The 19,032-nt window shown below is 63.1% G+C and carries 7 protein-coding genes; 4 read left to right on the top strand and 3 right to left on the bottom strand.

The genetic code is table 11. From position 1 onward, the window contains the following. Position 1: 1 nt before the first annotated feature. The gene (locus tag OKA05_RS04360) at positions 2–4,828 is read right to left on the bottom strand and encodes a lamin tail domain-containing protein (RefSeq protein ID WP_264485882.1); all 4,827 of its coding nucleotides are present in this window, start codon (positions 4,826–4,828) and stop codon (positions 2–4) included. 188 nt (positions 4,829–5,016) lie between these two features. Here OKA05_RS04360 and xylA point away from each other — a divergent pair, with 188 nt between their 5' ends. Continuing rightward, entirely contained in the window at positions 5,017–6,324 is a 1,308-nt protein-coding gene (xylA, locus tag OKA05_RS04365; RefSeq protein WP_264485883.1) for a xylose isomerase, read from the top strand. Positions 6,325–6,466: 142 nt separating this feature from the next. Here the strand turns inward: xylA and OKA05_RS04370 are convergent, their stop codons facing one another. Beyond that, positions 6,467–10,660 (bottom strand): PVC-type heme-binding CxxCH protein, encoded by a 4,194-nt coding sequence (locus OKA05_RS04370; protein ID WP_264485884.1) that lies wholly within the window; start codon positions 10,658–10,660, stop codon positions 6,467–6,469. A 172-nt stretch (positions 10,661–10,832) separates the two neighbouring features. Between OKA05_RS04370 and OKA05_RS04375 the strand changes: the two genes are divergently transcribed. The 3 genes from OKA05_RS04375 to OKA05_RS04385 all read left to right on the top strand — a co-directional run bounded on the left by OKA05_RS04375 (position 10,833) and on the right by OKA05_RS04385 (position 12,948). Continuing rightward, complete coding sequence (locus OKA05_RS04375; protein ID WP_264485885.1) at positions 10,833–11,570, top strand: phosphodiester glycosidase family protein; 738 nt, start codon at positions 10,833–10,835, stop codon at positions 11,568–11,570. 245 nt (positions 11,571–11,815) lie between these two features. Beyond that, positions 11,816–12,406 (top strand): DUF1963 domain-containing protein, encoded by a 591-nt coding sequence (locus tag OKA05_RS04380; protein ID WP_343226938.1) that lies wholly within the window; start codon positions 11,816–11,818, stop codon positions 12,404–12,406. 125 nt (positions 12,407–12,531) lie between these two features. Further along, the gene (locus tag OKA05_RS04385; RefSeq protein WP_264485887.1) at positions 12,532–12,948 is read left to right on the top strand and encodes a GFA family protein; all 417 of its coding nucleotides are present in this window, start codon (positions 12,532–12,534) and stop codon (positions 12,946–12,948) included. Between the two features lie 16 nt (positions 12,949–12,964). Here the strand turns inward: OKA05_RS04385 and OKA05_RS04390 are convergent, their stop codons facing one another. Beyond that, complete coding sequence (locus OKA05_RS04390) at positions 12,965–18,985, bottom strand: discoidin domain-containing protein (protein WP_264485888.1); 6,021 nt, start codon at positions 18,983–18,985, stop codon at positions 12,965–12,967. Positions 18,986–19,032: the final 47 nt, after the last annotated feature.

Raw genomic sequence — 19,032 nt, forward strand, 5'->3', positions numbered from 1 at the left:
CTCAGGGTGCTTCCGTCGTCTCAAGGCGGAGGAAACCCTTCTCCCCAACTGGCAACCACGCGCGGCGTTGCTCGGTAATGCTGTCGGAGGAAATCAGCTCGTCGTTCTCCGCCGGCAGCCACGAATCCAAGGCCGAGGCCTGGAAGGCGGACAGCACGCCATCATCCCGGTCACGGCGCAGCGTGTAGTTCAGCTCGAACTTCAAGCCGCTGGCATCGATCCCGGAAGCGAGCGACGTCCGCGAAGAAGGACTACTGCCCATCAAGTACTCCACGAAGTTCGCGAGCCCGTCCCGATCGGGATCCGCCGTCGCTTCACCCGAGGGTGACGAGCCAAAGCCCGCCAAGCGCCACGCGTGATAGCCCCCCACCCCGCCTCCCGGCCCCGGAGTCGCTGCGGTCCACGCGGTCGGATCGCTGCCTTGCTTGCGGACGGCCGTCCGGCGGATCGATGAACCGGTGCCGGATGCGGCGAACGGCCACGGAGCTTGGGCGAGGTAGTTCACCTCATCCTCCACCATCAAGCCGACAAATCCCGGCTCATCCGCTGGCGGCGGCACGAGTCGGCGCAAGCGCACGGTTCCGCCGGTATTGCCCAGCGTGTCCGCCGCCGACCACGGGCCGATCAAACGAACCGGTGCCGCCACGTCATATTCACTGCGGAACGATGATGCCTGAGTCGGCTGCAACGAAGGATCGAATGCGACCACCACAATCGCTTCCGCCGGCCCAATCGTGAACCCGCTCGGGAAATCGAAATCGACATCCCCTCGCAAGGTCCACCCCGCGAGCGATTCACCGGCGGCACCCGTATTGGAAATCTCCACGAACTCCGGCGTGCCGATGGCCGGATGATAGTGAATCTCGGTGGCCTGCACCGGCCCCACCCGAGCCGCACCGTTCGCCGCGGAGGGCGTGAAGGTGGCCAAGGGAACCAGTGCTCCACTTCCATCCGGCCATCGGCCGTAGGACGTCCCGGGCAGCAACGGACTCCAATCTTCCTTCTGCTCGAAATGGCGCAGCTTCCCGCTGGTTGGATGGGCCGAGACGAGCCAAAGCGATCCGCCGCGATGCCCATCGAGCGAAAACTCCCCTTCCCCGGGCGCGCCGGGCGAGGGGTTCCAGCCACCATTAGGATTGAAATCGGCCTCATCAAAAACGAGGTAGCCACCGGCCGGGATGACCGTCCCGTTCGGGATGCGGAATTGCCGGTAATCGTCCTCGGTGATCGCTTCACCGGCGTTGCTCAAGTACCAGCCGCCGAGATCGACCGGGCTCGCGCCGTTGTTGCGGAGTTCGATTTGGTCGAGCTCCGGCGACAGTGGATTGGCAAGGATCTCATTGATGACGACCGACGTCGAAGCCACTGCCGGATTCACGCCGGGACTGCCATGGACCGCCATGCTTGAGTTCCAGTTGGCCGGGTTCTCGTAGTCCTCCAGAGTGCTGCCACTACCGGCGTATTCCAAGGCGCTGCCAGCCCCATCGGCACGGCCGGGCCAACTACTACCGTCACCGTAGATGAAATTCGCGATCGGCACACCGGCGCGATCAAGCAGTCCGATCTCCTCGCCGCTATTGCTGAGATTCGCGCTTCCTATCCATCGCCCTGCGATACGCGCCGCCGCGAGGTTGCCATAGCGCAAGGTGAAGGCGGCCGGGTTCTTCACGATCAAGGCCCGCTCGCCAGCAGCAAGGGTGAAAGGCCCCAAGGTCACCGCAGAGGCGGGTATTCCTTCTACCAGGTTCACGCCGTCGAGATTCACCGGCGTCGCGGAAATGTTCTTGAGCTCGATCCATTCGAATTCCCCACCTTCTATGCCGGGTAAGGCGCCCGATTCGGCGGGCGTCGGTTCGAGTGGATGATAGTTCACCGCGCTGACCTGGAGGTTTGAGGCGGACGCGTAGGCCTCGTTGACCAGATAGAGCGCTTCGACCGGACCACTCCAATTGGTGGCAGGCACAGCGAAACTGCCGGAGCGATAGGCCCGCGCCCGGATCAAACGGGTGGAGGGAATCGAAATGGCAGAGCCGGTGTAGGCAGTCGCCGTGGGCGCGAGCCCTCCGCCCGATGCCCGCGGATCACTGCCATCGACGGTGTAGTAAACGGTCGTGCCGGACGGCACCGTGATCGTGGTCGTTTGTCCCGCCGTGACCACACCGGGCGGACGGACGATCGTGGGCGAAACGGCCATCAGCCCGTCGATCCAGTTGGCTCGATTCGCCAGCCAGTTCTTCAGGTTGACCGTCTCCGTCGTGATGTTGTTCGAGGTCGGCGAGCTATACCACTTCGCGTAATCACGCATCGCCGGGTTCTCGGCATCGGCCGTCTTGAATTCGGCGAGGTAGCCGTCGAACACCGCTTGGAAATTCGCGGTGGCAAGCGGTCCGCGACGCAGGGCCTGCCAGCGATCCACGTAGAGCTGCCGGAACTCAACGTCTTCGAACAGCTTCTCCCACCACCCGTAGGTGAAATAGTTGGTCGAGTCCCCCGTGCCCACCCACGAGAAGGCGTCGTTGTCACGGGAGTCGGTGGAATTCGCCGAGCGATCGAAGTCCCAGACCGGGCCCGCCATCATCACACCGCCGCGGTCCTTGTAGAAATAGGCGCTCAGGCGTAGGGCATCGACGTTCTTTGCCAGCGCGCAAAAGATGTTATGGTCCACCCACGAGGTCGAATCGATGTAGGAGCGGTAGTTCCTGCTGCTGAAGCTGGCGGACGCCTCGTTGAACAGCGTGTTCTCGAAGTTCTGGAAGTAGTTCACCAAATAGGACGACTGCTGCGTGGGTAGCTCGGGCAGCTTGGGGCGATGGATCACCAGCCCGTCACCGCCGGTGCCAGCGAGCGGCAGGGACCGGCTCGTCCGCCACGCGAATTCGTCGCTGTCCTTGCGATCCACCTTGAAGATGTAGCCACCGGTGACGTTCGGCGTCGTGATGTCGGCCGGTTCCAGACCCGTGATGTCGATTCGATCATCGCCACGGCGGACGGTCTCGCAGAGGACGTAGACGCCCTGGTAATCCGCATACTCGAGCGTATCGCCATCCTGATTGAAATAGACTTCCACCAGCCGGGTGCGTGGAGCCCAGCGTCCTGCTTGGCGGCTGATCTCGTAGATCCAGGCGTTGCGCATGAACGCGCGGTCGAAGTCGTGGCAACTGATCAGCGCCCAGTCCGAGCCGTCCGGCATGCCGAGCAAAGGCCCATCGGACTCCGCCCCGCTCTCGTCGAGGAATTCGATGCCATAGGACTTCTTGGGAAAGCCGGATGAACTGCTGCCGCGGAGTTTCACTCCGACATTTTTCGTGAGCGCCGGCACCGAGCTGGCGGCCAGCGATGCGTAGCCCGTACCATCCCGGTCGTAGACCTGCAGCCGCGCGCTGCGGGCGATATTGTCGTTGGGGATGTCTCCGCCGCCACGGTTGTTCAGAACCATGACCGGGAGCGCGGATTTGAAAGCCGGGCCCAACGACTTGTAGTTGGACAAGGTGGTATCCAGCTTCTCGTAGTTCGCCGCGGACACGAAGCCGAGCGCCCCGGTCGCCGCATGATAGATCCGGGCGCGCACGAGGGCGCTGCCATTGATCTGGAAGCCGCCGCTATAGAGCGTGGAGCTAGGCCCCGGCAGACTACCGTCCGTGGTATAGCGGATCTGCTGGCCGGAAATGGAACCGCCCAGCGTGAGGTTGAAATTCGTGGTGTAGGTGCCGGATGCCCGGGAAAAGGTCACCTGCTGGGGAATCATCGTGCCGGCTGACCCAGGGTTCCGCGCGCCGGGAGTCGGCACCGCGAAATAGGCCGGGGCCGAAGTCCCTGCTCCGGGCGATTCGGCTTCCAGTTTCACCCGGAAGAGCAGATCGCTGCTCGTCGCACCCCGGTTCAGGACGTGGAAGGCGAGCACGTTCTGCCCCGTGATCAATTGGCCGGCGCTCTCCGTGACGGTGAAGTCTTCATATGCCAGCGCCGCGGGGTCCTCATGGGTCTGGGTCGCCTGGCTATTCCACGCCAGTGGCGTCGGGGCATTCCTCCGAACCTGAGTGCCCCCCGATAGCAGCGGCTGTCCGTTCACCCATGTCGCAAAGCCATCATCATACTTGACCCGCAGCCGCAGCAGCGACGGCGACAGCCCGGCCGGAACGGTGAAGGGAATCCGCAGGTAGCACGAGTTCTGGATGTTGTACATCGCCCCCTCGGTGTTTCCGGGGACACTAATCTCCGGGAGGAAATTGACCGTCGGGATCCGGTCGTAGCCGATCCCCTGCGTGGCGTTGTTCCAGCCCGCCGCATTGAATCCGGCGGTCGTCCACGTCGCCGCCGGATTGGCCGCCGAGGTGGGCACCATCCATTGGCAGTTCGCCGTATCCGCCACCAGCGTGGTCGTCACGATATTGGACGGCGTGCCGTAGGAAATGTCGCCGAATTGCTCCGGATAGGACGGTGAAATCTGCGACGCCACGCCCACCCCGTTCGCCCGGATCAACCCCAGATACTCACCACCCGCAGACAGTGAGAAACTCGTATGCAGCGGCTGACCCGCCACCCGGCGATTTTTGTCCGAGGCAAAAACCACCAGATACCCCCCCGCCGGGATCGTAACCGCCGGAAACCGCCACTTCGTCTTGTTGTCGGCGTTGTCGGTCAGATACCAGTTTGTGAGGTTCGCCGCCGTCGCGTCCGGATTGAAAATTTCCACCCAGTCCGGGCGATCGCCATCCTCGTCCTCCAACCCATTCTGGTTGCTCGCGCAGAACTCGCTGATCACCGGATCCGCCTGCAATGGCAGGAATGTCACCAAAAAGAGGCTGTAAATCAGGCGGAGCGGACGCATCAGTGGGATCTCTATAGGGAATTTTTTCGAGGGACTTGAGTTTCCACGTCGCCGGAGCAGCGCCGGTTTAGCGTTTCCGCTTCGGTGTAACTGTTGCACCGCATTGATCTTGGCGACACCCAAATCGGAAACATACACAATTCCGGGGTGGACGACGCCCCGCTTACCGCGTATTGGCGCTCTCACCCATGGCCCACTTCCCAGAGATACCCAAGATTGCCTACGAAGGACCGAAGTCGAAGAACCCGCTCGCGTTCAAGCACTACAACCCCGACGAACTGATCGAGGGGAAGTCCATGCGTGATCACATGCGCTTCGGAGCCGCCTACTGGCACGTGATGCGTAACAGCCTGTCCGACCCCTTCGGCGGCGGCACCGCGGTGATGCCGTGGGACGACTACTCCGACTCGGTGGACAACGCCAAGAAGCGCGCCGACGTCTTCTTCGAGTTCCTCGAAAAGATCGATATCGACTATTACTGCTTCCACGACCGCGACATCGCTCCGGAATTAAACGATTTCAACAAGTCCACAGAAGCGCTGAACGCCGTCGTGGATCACCTCGGCGGGCTGCAGAAGGCCACCGGCAAAAAGCTCCTTTGGGGCACCGCCTGCCTGTTCTCCCACCCGCGCTATTCGCAGGGTGCCGGAACCTCGCCGGATGCCCGCGTGTTCGCCTACGGTTGCGCGCAGGTGAAGGCCGCGATGGATGCCACCCACAAGCTCGGCGGCGAAGGCTACACCTTCTGGGGTGGCCGTGAAGGCTACGCCACGCTGCTGAATACCGACATGAAGCGCGAGCTGGATCACCTCGCCGCGCTGATGCACATGGCCGTGGATTACGCGAAGAAGATCGGCTACACGGGCCAATTCTACATCGAGCCCAAGCCGCGCGAACCTTCCACGCACCAGTACGACTCCGACTCGGCCGCGTGCCTGAATTTCCTCCGCGAATACGGGCTGCTCGACCACTTCAAGCTCAACATCGAGACCAACCACGCCACGCTGGCCGGCCACACGATGGAGCATGAGCTGACCGTCGCCATGGCGGCCAACGCGCTCGGCTCGATCGACGCCAACCAAGGCGACACCCTGCTCGGCTGGGATACCGACCAATTCCCGAGCGATCTCTACGGCACCTCCAAGGTGATGCTGAAGGTCCTCGAAATGGGCGGCTTCACCACCGGCGGTCTCAACTTCGACGCCAAGCGCCGTCGCGAATCGCACGAGCCGATCGACCTCTTCTACGCTCACATCGGCGGCATGGATGCCTTTGCCCGTGGCCTGAAAGTCGCCGCCGCGGTCCGCGCCGACGGCCGCATCGGCGACATGCTCAAGAAGCGCTACGCGACCTGGGATACCGACCTCGGTGCCAAGATCGAAGCCGGCAAGGCCAGCTTCGACGAACTGACCGAGTGGGTGAAAAGCCAGCCCGAACCGGTGCTCGCCTCCGGCCGCCAGGAGCTGCTGGAAAACATCCTCAACGAACTTCTGTGACTGGAGGCGGGCTTGCCCGCCAAAACGTCACCTTCCAACGGGTGCCAAACGGCCCGGGGCGCAAGTCCCGGGCCGTTTCATTTTCGAGACCGCTTCCGCATTCCCGACCTCTTCGGTCGCGTAGCGACCAAAAGCATCGGAGTCACCAGACGGGCAAAAACGTTCCAGCTGAAAGCTCAAAGCGGAAGTCGCTTCCATCCGGCTGACAGCGCACCACGACGACATGCTTGCCCGAGGGCAACGCGGCCTTCCCTCCCTCAACAGGGACTCCATCAATCCACACCGCCGAGGCATTCGCTGGCAGCTTGATCGAAACCTCCGAGGAAGAGGCGAGTTCGAAGCGCGCGGCCGCAAGAACCTCCTTGGCGTCACCGAGAAAAGCAGCGGCTTCGCTGGCTAACAGACGACCATTCACCGTACCGTTGACCTGGGCCCATGGCAACGAAGGATCTCCCTTCACCGCACCGGCGGAGAGGTCGCCTTTCACCGGCAGCAAGGCCCAGACCCGCGGGGCTCGGCTCGTGGTCGCGTCGTAGTCACCGGGCTTGCCGAGTTGGGAGAGGAACTTGAAAAGATCTGCCTGCTCTTGATCGGACAGGCTGCCAATCAGATTTGCCGGCATCAGGCTGCCGGAGTCGGTCCGCTTGACGATGGCCTCATCCGCCAAGGTGACCTCTTGGCCAATGGCATCGGCTATCACGGTCTGCCCACCGCCACTTTTCAGCAGCCGGCCCATGATCGTGCGACCGTCGCGGGTCTCGATGACTACCGCGTGGTATCCCTCCTTCACCTTCACGCCCGGCAACAGCACCGACTCAACCAGATAATCGAGCGGCGCACTGGCGCCGATCGACGTCATGTCCGGCCCGACCTTGCCGCCCGCACCACCGACGGCGTGACACGTGGCACAAGCAAGAGCCGGACGCCGATAGACGAGCTCACCCCGCGCGGCGTCCCCCTTCGCCGTCGCCAGATCGACGAGGCGTTCGATCGAGTCCTTGGCCGGGCCACCGGGAGCGGCACCGGCTTGCGCGCGCAGCACCTCTAACAAACCCGCATGCTCGTCGATGTCCGGCACCGCGGGCAGGTTCAGCGCGGCGGTCTTCGCATCGAGCGGCTGGTCGCGAAACGACTTCGCGAGATCCGCAGAGAGACCGCTGAGCGAAAGTGCCTGCTGCCAGAACTCGCGGGCTTGGCCCGCATCGTTCATCTCCGGCAACAATGCCCGGATCGCAGCAATGGCGTCGGACCGATGATGCTTCACGAGCGCCAGGGCGGCCCGTCGTTTCAGCGGAACCGGCGCCTCTGAATTCACCACCGCCAGCAGCGCATCGCGCGCCGGAGAATCGGAGAACTGCGAAAGCCCATCGAACGCCGCCAAGCGGACCAACTCCGGCTGGTCCGCCTTCGCGGCAACGCCAGCGAGATCGGGCTGAAGCTCCGCCGCCCGGAGCGCACCAGCCAACCGTAACGACGCGGCGACCACCTGGGGATCCTCGGCGGCAAACATTGTCCGCAGTTCGGCGACCTTGGCCGGAAGCTTCACGCCCCGCCCGACCACCGCAGCCTCGAGATCCGCAAGAACTTTCGCCGTCACCTTGGCCTCAAAACCCGCCCACAGGGCCTGCTTGTAAACCTCCTCTAACAAAACGGCATCCGCCGTCTTCACCGCCAGCCCGATCCACGGACCGGAACCGTCGCGCGGCAATGGATTGGGCATCAGCTTGCGAATGCCTTGCATCCCCTGCCCTCCCGGCAGATTGGCCAAGGCAAACTCAAGCGCCGCCTCACGGCCATCAAGCGGCAGCTTGCCGTCTAACAACGCCGCCAACCATGCCGGGCCGCGGTCGCGCACCGTGAGCCACAGCGCGTAGTCGAGGAAGCGGTCGCGCGGCTGCTTCAGCACTTGCAACGCGACATCGGTGGCTTCCGGCCGGTCCAGCTTCGCAAGGACACGCACGGCTTCCAGACGCACCCGCGGATGCTCGTCGGCCGCCGCCTTGGACAGCCGGGCAAAGGCCCCGTCCTGACCGATCACCGCTATCCAGTCTCCGATCACTCGCACGCCGGCAGCCCGGACGTTTCCATCCTCGTCGCCCAATACTTGGTCCAGCAGAGCCGGGCTTCTCCGGTCCATTGCCTCGGCCAGCCACAGCGCCGCCAATCGTTCGCGACCGCTCCTCGCAGAGCCGTGCCACTTCTCGATCACATTGCTCCGCTTTTGCGAACCCGGGCGCGAAAGAAACTCCGCCAGCGCGGCATCGCGCTCATGGCGATGATCTGAGGTCATTACCGAAAGCAGGGTCGCGTCTGGCATCTTCGCAAGATCGAGTGCGCGCGTCTTGGGGGCCTCCTTCCTCGATACCCTCCAAATCCGTCCATGCTCACGGTCGCGCCGCGGATCGCGGAAATCCACCTCGCCATGATTGATGATCGGGTTCGACCAGTCGGCGATGTAGAGCGCGCCATCCGGGCCGATCTTCACATCGATCGGCCGGAAGTTCACGCTGTTCGTGCGCAGCACATCGCCGACCTCCTGCGCCGCGTATCCCGAGCCTTGCTCAGAGACGGCGAAGCGGACGATGCGATGCGCGCGGAAGTCACAGGTGATCATCGAACCCTGCCAGTCTGCCGGAAAGTGCGGCGACTCGATGATCTCCAGCCCGCAGAATTTCGGATAGCTGCCGGGGCTGATGCTATCCAGAGTCTTCGGTGCCTTGGCATAGGTGAAGTACATCGCGCCTGGCACGGCCCAGTTAATCCCGCCGCCGCCAGCTCCATCGGTAATGAAGGACTGCCCGTATCGATCGAACTGGTGGCCCCACGGATTGCACCAGCCATAGAAGACCGTCTCGATCTTGCTCGTCCGCGGATCGAAGCGCATCACGCCACCGCTCTTCAGCCGCATCACACCATGCGGCGTCTCGGTGTCGGTGCGCGTGTAGATACTCTGGTTCATCCAGATCTTCCCGTCTGGCCCGCGACGCAGCGTGTGAAGATTGTGGTGGGTGTCCTCGGTGCCGAAGCCGCTCAGCACGCGGCGCTTCTCATCCGCCTTGCCATCGCCATCGGTGTCCTTGAAGTAAAGCAGGTCGGTGCTTTGGCCGACATAGCATCCCCCGTCAGCCGGCAACACCGCGGTGGGCATCAGCAAGCCGGTGGCGAAAGGCGTGGACGTCTCGGCCTTGCCATCGCCGTCGCGATCTTCCAGCACCAGCACCTTGTCGTTTGGCGTCTGTCCGACCTCGACCTGCGGATAGGTCTCCGCGCTCGTGACCCAGAGCCTCCCCTTCGTGTCGAAGTTCATCTGGGTCGGCTTGAAGAGCAGCGGATTCTCCGCCCACAACGTGACTTCATAGCCATCGGCCACGGTGAATTCCGGATGCGGCTGTGGCGTGCGGGCGGCCACTGCGGAGTTCGTGCGGGGCTCCGGCTCCGGCACCACCTTGGAAAGCTGGCGCATCTCGGCGATCCGCGCGTCTTCTTCCGAGACCAGCTTGTCGAAGGCCAGGATCTCACCGGCGTTTCTCCCCTGCTCCGCCTTCCGGAAGCCAAAAATGTAGGCCATGTTCGCCGGGCGCGAGCGGTGGAAAAACCACTCGTTCTTCCGAAGGATCGCGCGACGCAGCGCGATGGCCGGCTTGCCCTGCTCCCACTTGCCTGCGCCCCAACCGAGTTCCTTCTCGATCAAGCGCGCCGCAGCGCGATAGCCCGCCGAGTTCAGGTGGATCCCATTGTCGGAAATTCCCTTCTGCGTCGCAAGCGGCTGGAGCGAGACAAACGGCAGTCCACGCTTCTCCGCCGTCTCACGCAGGATTCCGTCGATCGCGGCAAGCGACGCCTGATGGGTCTTGACCGAGTCGTCCGTCGCTCCCGGCCCTTGAAAACGCGGTGGCACGCCGAGGACCAGCACCCGCATGTCCTTCGCCTGATCCAGCAAGCGCTCGAAGTCCTTCCGGAATTCCTCCGGCGTCGGCCCGCCCGGCAGCGAGGCCGCCATGCCGTAGCCCGTGACCAGCACGTTCGGCTGGTAGGTCTTGAGCTGGTTCTGCAACTGACGCCACCCCTCCTCCGGCGGTTCCATCCCGGCCTGCAACAGGCTCAGCCCGCAGCGTGAGGCTCCATCGGGCAAATCCCCGCTCCAGCCGAGATTGCGGAACGTGACCGCGCGGTCGGCAAAGCGGGTGGTCGCCGCGATCTCGATCCAGCCCTCGTACTGCTCGCGCTCGATGAAGCCATCGCCGAGGAACGCCACCCGGTCGCCGTCCCGGAACTCGAAACGCGGCGCGGCGGTGGCGGCCAGAGTGCAGCCGGCGAAGATCAGGAAGCGGAACATGCGTGAAGAGCGTTTACGTCAGTGGGAGGCCGATTGCACCCTACTTAAATTCATAGGCCCAATTCTCCCCGAAGAGGTAGGCACCCCCATGCGCGCCTACCGGTGCTATCTTTCACCGGATTTTCATGATTCCCGGCTAGCCTGGCGCAGACCTGGCACCAAAAGTCGCCCCATGACCCGCTGGCTCATCGCTCTCTCCTCCTTCGTTCTCCCGGTGGTCGCCGGCCCTGAAAAGAAGGTCGTCGATGGCGTCACCTACCACATCCTGCACGCCAAAACCGCCGAGGTCCGCGTGATCTGGAAGGACGACAAGGGACGCCAGATCGAAACCTTCCCTCAGGCAAACGCCTACCTCACCGGCATCGGCGAAACGCCCGACACGATCATGAACGGCGGCATCTACGAGCCCGGCGGCATTCCAAGCGGCCTGCTCATCCAGAACACCCGCGAACTCCACGCGGTCAATCGCCGAGACGGCAAGGGCAACTTCTTCCTCAAGCCCAACGGCATCTTCCTCATCGGAGACACGGGCGCCGCGGTGATCGACACCACCGAATACCCTCCGGCCGGGGTAAAGGTGACCCACGCCGTCCAGTCCGGCCCGCTGCTGCTGCGACGCGGCAAGGTGCATCCGGAATTCCGCGCCGGTTCCGCCAACCGGCTCCACCGCAATGGCATCGGCGTGACCCGCGACGGCACGGTGGTCCTCGCCATGACCGATTTCCGCTCGCCGAAGTATCCGAATCTCCATGAATTCGCGACGCTCTTCGCCAGCCTCGGCTGCGAAGATGCCCTGTTCCTCGATGGCGACATCAGCCAGATGCGATCCGGCGAAGCCCTCGCGAAGGAAAGCGGCCCCTTCGGCTCATTCATCGCAGTGTTGAAAGAGACGGAGAAGCCTGCGAAATGAGGAAGCCACTCCACCCGCGCCTTCTTTCTTCCGCAGCGCAGTCGCATGGTGATCCTTTCCTAACCCACCATGAGCACACAGGCTGACTGACGATGCCCTTCAAGCACTCCTTTGAATTCAGGGATCTCGCGCCGGGTGAGAATCCTCTCACAAAATTTGGTGGTCAGCCAAATTGGCTCGACGAGCCGCAGTGGCCCCTCAGCAGGGAGTTGGGCACCCCAATGAGGTTCATCTGCCAGATCGAGATGCCTCGAGCGCTCTTTCCCGCAGGTACCGGAGACATACCGGCCCACCGGGATGCGCTGGTCCAATCGCATCTCGACCTCTTCCCTGCCGGGCCGAGGAAGATCGCCTACCTCTTCGTCACGGATAGTGAAGAGCTGCTAGCCGCGACGTCGGAACCTTACGGCGGCGAAAATGCGGTGATTCTTCAGACCAGCGGAACGACAGACGCTCCCTTCTTGAGCGTCGCGACCGGTCCTACTCTCCAACCCCGCGCGGGTGCGGAGCAGATGGAAAAGCTTCAGGAGGTTGAATTCGGCATCGCTGCATGGGAAGGCGAGGATCCTGCGTTCCTGACCGACAGCGAGATTCTCGAGCTCCCCGACGAGGACCAAGAGTCCTATCTAAGCCAAAGCGGTGGCCACAAGATCGGGGGAATACCGGGCTTCGTGCAGGCCGAACAGTTCCCGGATGACCTGCGAACATGGCATCTCCTCCTCCAATTCGACACTACCGAGGTGCCGTTCCACATCGACTTCGGCGACAATGGCGTGGGCTATCTTTTCATCGATTCCAACGCGACCGAAGGCCGTTTCCTCTGGCAATGCACCTGAAGAAGTATGGCGCGTGGAATCGAATGCCATTCCCCTTTGCCAAAACCCTGGTCGAAAAAGTTGTCCTGACATCGCCCGCTGGTTCGTTGCCTCATTGAACCACGAAACACATTCACATGGCTACGATGACCCTACCCTTCTCCGGCGGATGCGCTTGCGGCGCGATTCGCTACGAATCCACCGCCGAACCGGTGATGATGCTCCACTGTCACTGCCGGGACTGCCAGCGGGCCAGCGGCGGCCCGTTCTCGGCGTTCGTCATCGTGCCGACGGAAGCCTTCAAGCTCTTGCAAGGCACGCCCCGCTTCCATGCCTCGCCCAGCGAGGCGGGCGGCATGACCCGCCGGGGCTTTTGCTCGGACTGCGGATCGCCGGTCGCGGTCAAGCCGGACGCGGTCCCGCAATTCGTCGCAATCCGGACCGCGAGCCTCGACGATCCGAGCTGGTTCACGCCGCAGGCCGATGTCTGGACCTGCGATGCCCTTCCTTGGGATACCATGGATCCCGCGTTGCCTAAGTTTGAAAAGTACCCGGCCGGGTAAAGGCGAATACGCCCCGCTATTCATTCGGCTCGATCGCAATCCTCATCATCCTCCGTCCGCCTTCGGTCAAGGGCTCGTCATCCACGATGCGGTAAGTGCGCAGGCCACCAGCTTCGGCGATGACCTCCGGTTCCCTGGCCAGCGGGCTCCAGCTTTCCAAATTGGAGCTACCCATGCAGTGGAAGCTCAAGCTTTCCGCGGCCGACACTGTCACCTCGAATTCATAGGCCATGTGGATCTCACCTTCCATCTCGACCGGCACGAAGCGGATCGGCCGAGGCGCATCGTTCTGATCGGGATTTCCGCCGAAGAAGACCTCGAAGGCATTGGCGATGCCATCTCCATCCGGATCGCTCGCGAAGCCGATCAACGCCGGATTCCCGTGACCTTCAAAAATTCCGCCGGTGCCGGTCAATGACATGCGCACCGCTTCCTCATTCGTCTCAAGCAAGTTCGAAACAGTTACCGTTACAGGGAATGAAATCGCCTCGTCCGCGTCATTCCGGGCTGTGACCGTAAGCTGGTATTGCGGCTTCGCCTCGTAGTCGATCTCACCGGCCACCGTGATCGCACCCGAAGCACTGTTGATGGCAAACCGCCCTTCCACATTTCCACCGGTGATCTGGTAGGCAAGTGGCTCTCCCGATGCCGGATCGATGGCGTGAACGGTGCCGACCGGTGTGCCCGGCAGTGAGCCTTCGGCGACCACAAATACCGGCGATGCATTCTCCGTTTCCAGTGGCTGCGGGAGTGAAACCACTCCGACCGGCATCAGATGCTGGCCTGCGATCACCGTCGGGTTGGCAATGCCCGGACCCGTCCAACCGACGGCCAGGTGGTCGCTCCCGGCTCCTTCGCGATGGAGCGCCTCGATGTAGTAGAGCCGCCCGGCCACAAGTTCGAGGGCCGCGGACTTCTGCGAGACATACTTGGTCCACTCCCGCGCGTTCGTCGCTCCTGGAACGCTGGCGATCTGAACCGCACGCGATTCCTCAAAGGTGGGACTCAGCCGCAGCACGCTGTCATCGTCGCTGGCAATCCACAGATGATAGGTCCCGGTGACTGGAGGGATCAGGTAGGCACGCATCCGCGATCCAAAGGAACTCCCAGCGTTCGCCGGGGCTTCGAACGAAGATCTCAGTTGGACACTGGCCGGGTAGTGCGGGTAGTCAGGATGATCCAGAAGGCTTTCCACCGTTCCGCCGCTGATGCCGCTCCATGTTTCATGAGAGATATGCCCGCGAGCGCCGCCAATGAACCGGTTCTGGGTGCCAAAGGTCGACGCAAGCGAGCCCGTCCCTAACAGCGTCCAAGTCGCGCCGTCATTGCTGCCATGGAGTCTCCAGTCCTTCACTCGGCCGGACGCGGAATCCTGCCGCGGCGCGATGCTGAAGCCACCGACCTGCTGCGGCGACAGCATCTCGATGATGAGTTGGTGCGGGTAGTCCGGCAGATTGCTCCCCGACCACCGTGTGTGCCAGAAGGTAGAAGAGGAACCATCGAAGGCGCGGCTGGCCCGGCCATTCTCGCCCACCGTCTCCTCACTATCCGCCGTCACCACCCAGCCCGTCCGGTTCAGCGGCAGGCCGTTCGCATTGAGCACATTGAACTCCGAAACCACCGACCACAAATACCCTTCGTGAGGAGTCAGCGCGTCGAACTTCACGTAACGGTAGCCGCCCGTCTCTTCTTCCTCAATCAGCGTCTCCACCTCCTGAGTGCTGTAGGTGGATGCCAACGTGCCGGTTGAGACCGGTGTCCAAGTCACACCATCATTGCTGCCGTAGAATTCCCAATCCTTCACGCGGCCACCTACCGCATCCTGCCGCGGGGCAATCGAGAAGCCACCGACCGCACGGGTGGAAAGCATGTCGATCACCAGTTGGTGCGGATGGGGCGGTGGGTTACCACCGGACCACCGCGTGTGCCAGAAGGTGGTCGAGAGACCATCGAAGGCACGGGTCGCCCGGCCGTTCTCATTGGCCGTTTCCTCACTGTCTGCAGTGACCACCCAGCCCGCTCGGTTCATCGCCTGGAGATTGCCGTCCAGCACGTTGAATTCGGAGACCACCGACCAGAGCGAATTGTCGTGGGTCGAGAGAGAGACGAATTTCACGTAGCGGAACTCACCCGCTTCCGCCGGGTCCGAGGGTGGCACGGAGGCGTAGGGCATCACCTCCCACTCGAAGGTGGAGGCCACCGAGGCCCCACCCGCATCGCGAGCCGAAACGTGCACCGTATAAATCGCCACGGTGGACGGCGCGCCGGAAATGATCCCGGTCGTTCCATCCATCCACAAACCATCGGGCAGTCCACTCGCGTAAAACGTTACCGGCCCGCCACCGGGATCCGAGCCCGCGATGGGCAGATTCACCGGCTGTTGGATCGTGGAAACCTGTCGCGGCGGCGACGTCATCACCGGCGGCGGATTGCTCCCGGCCCCCGGGGCCGTCGCTTCGAGATCATCGATCTGCATCAGATACGCCACGAGCTGGCCGATCTCCGTGCCCGTGCGATGAAACAAATGCGCGTGGCGACCGCTGATGTCCCGACCGATCAGCACGGCCTGAATCGTGGGCGCGGAGCCATCGTGCAAATACGGTCCTGTCCTCCACAATCCCCGCAACGTCGGCGTGTCTAGGCCATCCAAGGTCCCGCCCAGTCGCCCCCCGGAATTCAAGGTGAAAGTGCCTACGTCATGGCGGCTGAGGCTGACGCTATCGGTGAATGCCGTCCCGCCATGACAGGACGCGCAGTTCTCCTGCCGGAAGATCTCGCGGCCCAGCACCGCATCCGCCGAGAGCGAGCCATCGACCTCACGGAAGGGACTGCGTCCCACGGTGGTCAGCGAGCCGACGTAAGCCGCCAGCGCATCCAATTCCGTACTGAAGCCCGCCTTCGATTGACCCAGCGGACGCGACACGCTGCTGGAGTTAAAGTCCGCGTCGCTCATCAATCCGGAGCCACCGCCGAGATCGCGGATCTGCCCCTCGAAATCGTGAACTTCATCGAAGTTCGCGGACCAATGGATCGGCCCGTGGCCTACGCCTCGCCCTGTTAGATCGATCGTATTGCGAAAGCCCTCGCCCATCCCGCTGAAGTCCCACACGCGGCCATCATGACCGCCATCGAGGTGACAGCTCGCGCAGCTCATGTAGCTGTCGGAGGACAGTCGCGGGTCTTCCGAGTTATAGAAGATCTGCTTGCCGAGCAGGACATCGGCAGGCAGCGCATCAGTCGTCACGGTCGGCACGATCGCCTTGAGCGGCGAGGTCCCGCAAAAGCCGGAGCACACCGTGGAAGTCGCGAGCACCGTGACCGTCCGCGACATGAAATTGTGCACGTAGAGCCGCGATCCGTCCGGGCTGATCGCCAGCCCATCCGGGGCCAGCCCGCCGGTGCCGATCGAGAAAGGACTCCCGCCGCCATAGGCATCGATCACCCAGATGAATGACGAGCCGCTGGAAACGAAGAACACCTGGTTCCCCTGCGGGCTGTAGACCAGCGAGGTCACGAAGTCGCTGTTATCAAAGTCCAGCCGCCGGCTCACCGACTCGGTGCGATCCGGCAGGCTGATGCTCGAGGCCATGCTGCGCACCGCATGCTCAAAGGTCAGGTCCTGACCATTGCGCCGCGTGCCGCGGAAAATATTGTCCTTCTTGGCCGGCACGTAGAGGTGGCTGTAGTCCGGCGAGATCGCCAGTGAGCCGAGGTAGTTCGGCAGCCCCATGCCGCCGCTCGCCGTGTCGGGATCGAGCACCGGGGCAAGATCGACCACCGACTCCGCCGTGAAGCCCGCCAGATCGATCGCAGTCACCTTCCCCGCGTCCTCCGGGGAAATGAAATGGCTGACCCACAGCGTCCCTTCGAGCGGATCGAGTGCCAGCGCTCTCGGCCACGCACCCACATTCGCCGCGCGGAGAATCGCTCCAGTCGCCGTGTCGATCTCCACGACTTGGCCGGGGCTCTCCAAGCTTACATAGGCGCGTGGCAGCGACGGATGCACCACGACGCCATGCGGCGAAGAACCTGCCGGCAATGGATACGTCGCCACCACCGCTCCGATCGTCCGGTTCAGCACGGAGAGCGATCCCGACTTCTTATTCGCGATCCACAGCGTGTTGTTAGATGCAAGTGCGAGCGCCTTCGGATCATCCCCCACCCCGGCTTCGTGGATGCGTGTGTTGTCGCTGGTGCGAATTCCCGTCACCGAGTCGTTGTCCGGATTCACCGTCCACACCACGCCATTGGCGGCGTCGAAGGCGATCGTCGAGCTTCTCACCGGCCCCTCCGCTGGAATCGGGCGGTGGATCACCTGCACATTGCTCGCCGCCGTGGAATAGGTCTGCCCCGTCATGCGGGTGCGCACCGTGACCACATGATTGCCCGGAGTGACATAGGTGTGGGACACATCCACGGCAGCGGCGTAGGCCGTCGTAGGAGAACCATCCCCGAAGTCCCACGAGTGCTCGAGCGGCTGGCCGCCGATGTTGTTCACCTCCAAATGAAGGCTCACCGTGGACCCGGTCACCGCCGGTGTCCCGGTCTCCACGGTCGTCGCATACTCGCTGACGACCTGACCGGTGGAAAAGCGGAACACCACCGAATCCGCCGGGATCGCATTCCCCGCATAGTCCCGCAGTCCGTCCGCAGCGAGGAAGACCTCGTAGGTCGTATCCGGCGCGAGATTGGCAGCGGGTGCGAAGTTCACGATGCCCTCCTTTACGCTCAAGCTGCCGGGTATCGAAGTCTGCTGACCCATCACGCGAACCCGCAAGCTGTTCGTGTCCGCAGTCCCGGCATCGATGAAGTCGGTGAAACACACGCCGACGCGTGAAGTCAGGCTGACATTGGTGGCATTGCTCGAGGGAGAGTGGAAATTAGGCACCGGCGGCCGGGTATCCTTCACGGCGTCATGAACCCCAAAGGTCAGCTTGCGCGGATTATTGTGGTCGGTCGTGATCGCCAGCACGTTCCCTAGCGGCGTGATGAAGGCGTGATCATCCGCGGGCACGATACCGGAATCCACGCGGTTCACGAAGCTGGCCGTGTTTCCGGCAAGCAGCCACTTGGTGCCGCCCGGGTAGTGCCCGATGTAGAGGTGCTCGTCCTTGCCGAAGCCATACTCCTGCCGGTCCAGCAGATCGAGGGTGGACCCGGAGGCCAAGGTGGTCGCCACGATGTTCTGCGGATTCGAGAAATCATGGCGGATGAGCGGCTTGCCCAGGCCGTAAAAGCTGCCGCCATAGACGAATCCTTGATAGCCGAGCGGCCCCGAGAAAGAGCTGACCTGCTTTGGATCGGAAGGATCGCTCACGTCCATCACCAGCGCGCTGAAGGTCGATTCGAGTGCCGCCGCATTCAGAACGAGCAGATTCCCGATCACGGTCGCCGAACGCAGCGTCATGTTGGAAAGCGCGGACCTCGGCATGTGGCGGAGCAGGACCGGATTCTCCGGATCGGAGGTGTCCACCACGTAGAGCCCGCCGCTGCCGGTCGGCGCGAAGACATAGCGCGAGCCCTGCCAGGCAGGCGCGAAGGAGTAGCCGTCGTAGTTCGAAGGCGGTGAGCCACCGGGATAGATGTAGCGGCTGACGATCGCCGGCTTGGTGGCCGCGGATTCGTCGTAAAGCGGCCCGAGATCGAGGATCGAGAAGCCGCCATTCGACCCATGCCGCTCCGACACCAGCATCAAATCGCCGGCCGTGCAAAGGTGGTGCATCTCGGCAAAGTCGCCGAAGTAATCCGGCGACGACGAGGTCTGATACCGAGCCGGTTCATCGCGCGAATCGAAGACCTCCGCCGGAGCGCTCAGGTCGCTCACATCGAAGACCGTCAGGCAGCCTGCGCCGAGCCCGCCGCCGTGGTCCGCACCCATCGGCACGATCAGGTAGCCACGATGCATCGAAACCCCGCTGATCGCCGCTCCGGTGTCCGCGAAGGAGAGGATCGTGCCGACTTGATTGGGCGCATAGGAGCGGCTGTCCAGACCCGGGCCATCGGCACCCATTGACGCCGTCCCACAGATGGCGAGCAAGGCAGACCTCCTAGCCCACCGGGACAATACGCCAATGAGCGCTTGGG

Origin of the sequence: Luteolibacter arcticus, from assembly GCF_025950235.1 — a bacterium.
Classification (GTDB): domain Bacteria; phylum Verrucomicrobiota; class Verrucomicrobiia; order Verrucomicrobiales; family Akkermansiaceae; genus Haloferula; species Haloferula arctica.

Coding starts and splice junctions, on each gene's coding strand:
- OKA05_RS04380 (WP_343226938.1), top strand. CDS start 11,816: ATGCCTCGAGCGCTCTTTCCCGCAGGTACCGGAGACATACCGGCCCAC.
- OKA05_RS04385 (WP_264485887.1), top strand. CDS start 12,532: ATGACCCTACCCTTCTCCGGCGGATGCGCTTGCGGCGCGATTCGCTAC.
- OKA05_RS04360 (WP_264485882.1), bottom strand. CDS start 4,828: ATGCGTCCGCTCCGCCTGATTTACAGCCTCTTTTTGGTGACATTCCTG.
- xylA (WP_264485883.1), top strand. CDS start 5,017: ATGGCCCACTTCCCAGAGATACCCAAGATTGCCTACGAAGGACCGAAG.
- OKA05_RS04370 (WP_264485884.1), bottom strand. CDS start 10,660: ATGTTCCGCTTCCTGATCTTCGCCGGCTGCACTCTGGCCGCCACCGCC.
- OKA05_RS04375 (WP_264485885.1), top strand. CDS start 10,833: ATGACCCGCTGGCTCATCGCTCTCTCCTCCTTCGTTCTCCCGGTGGTC.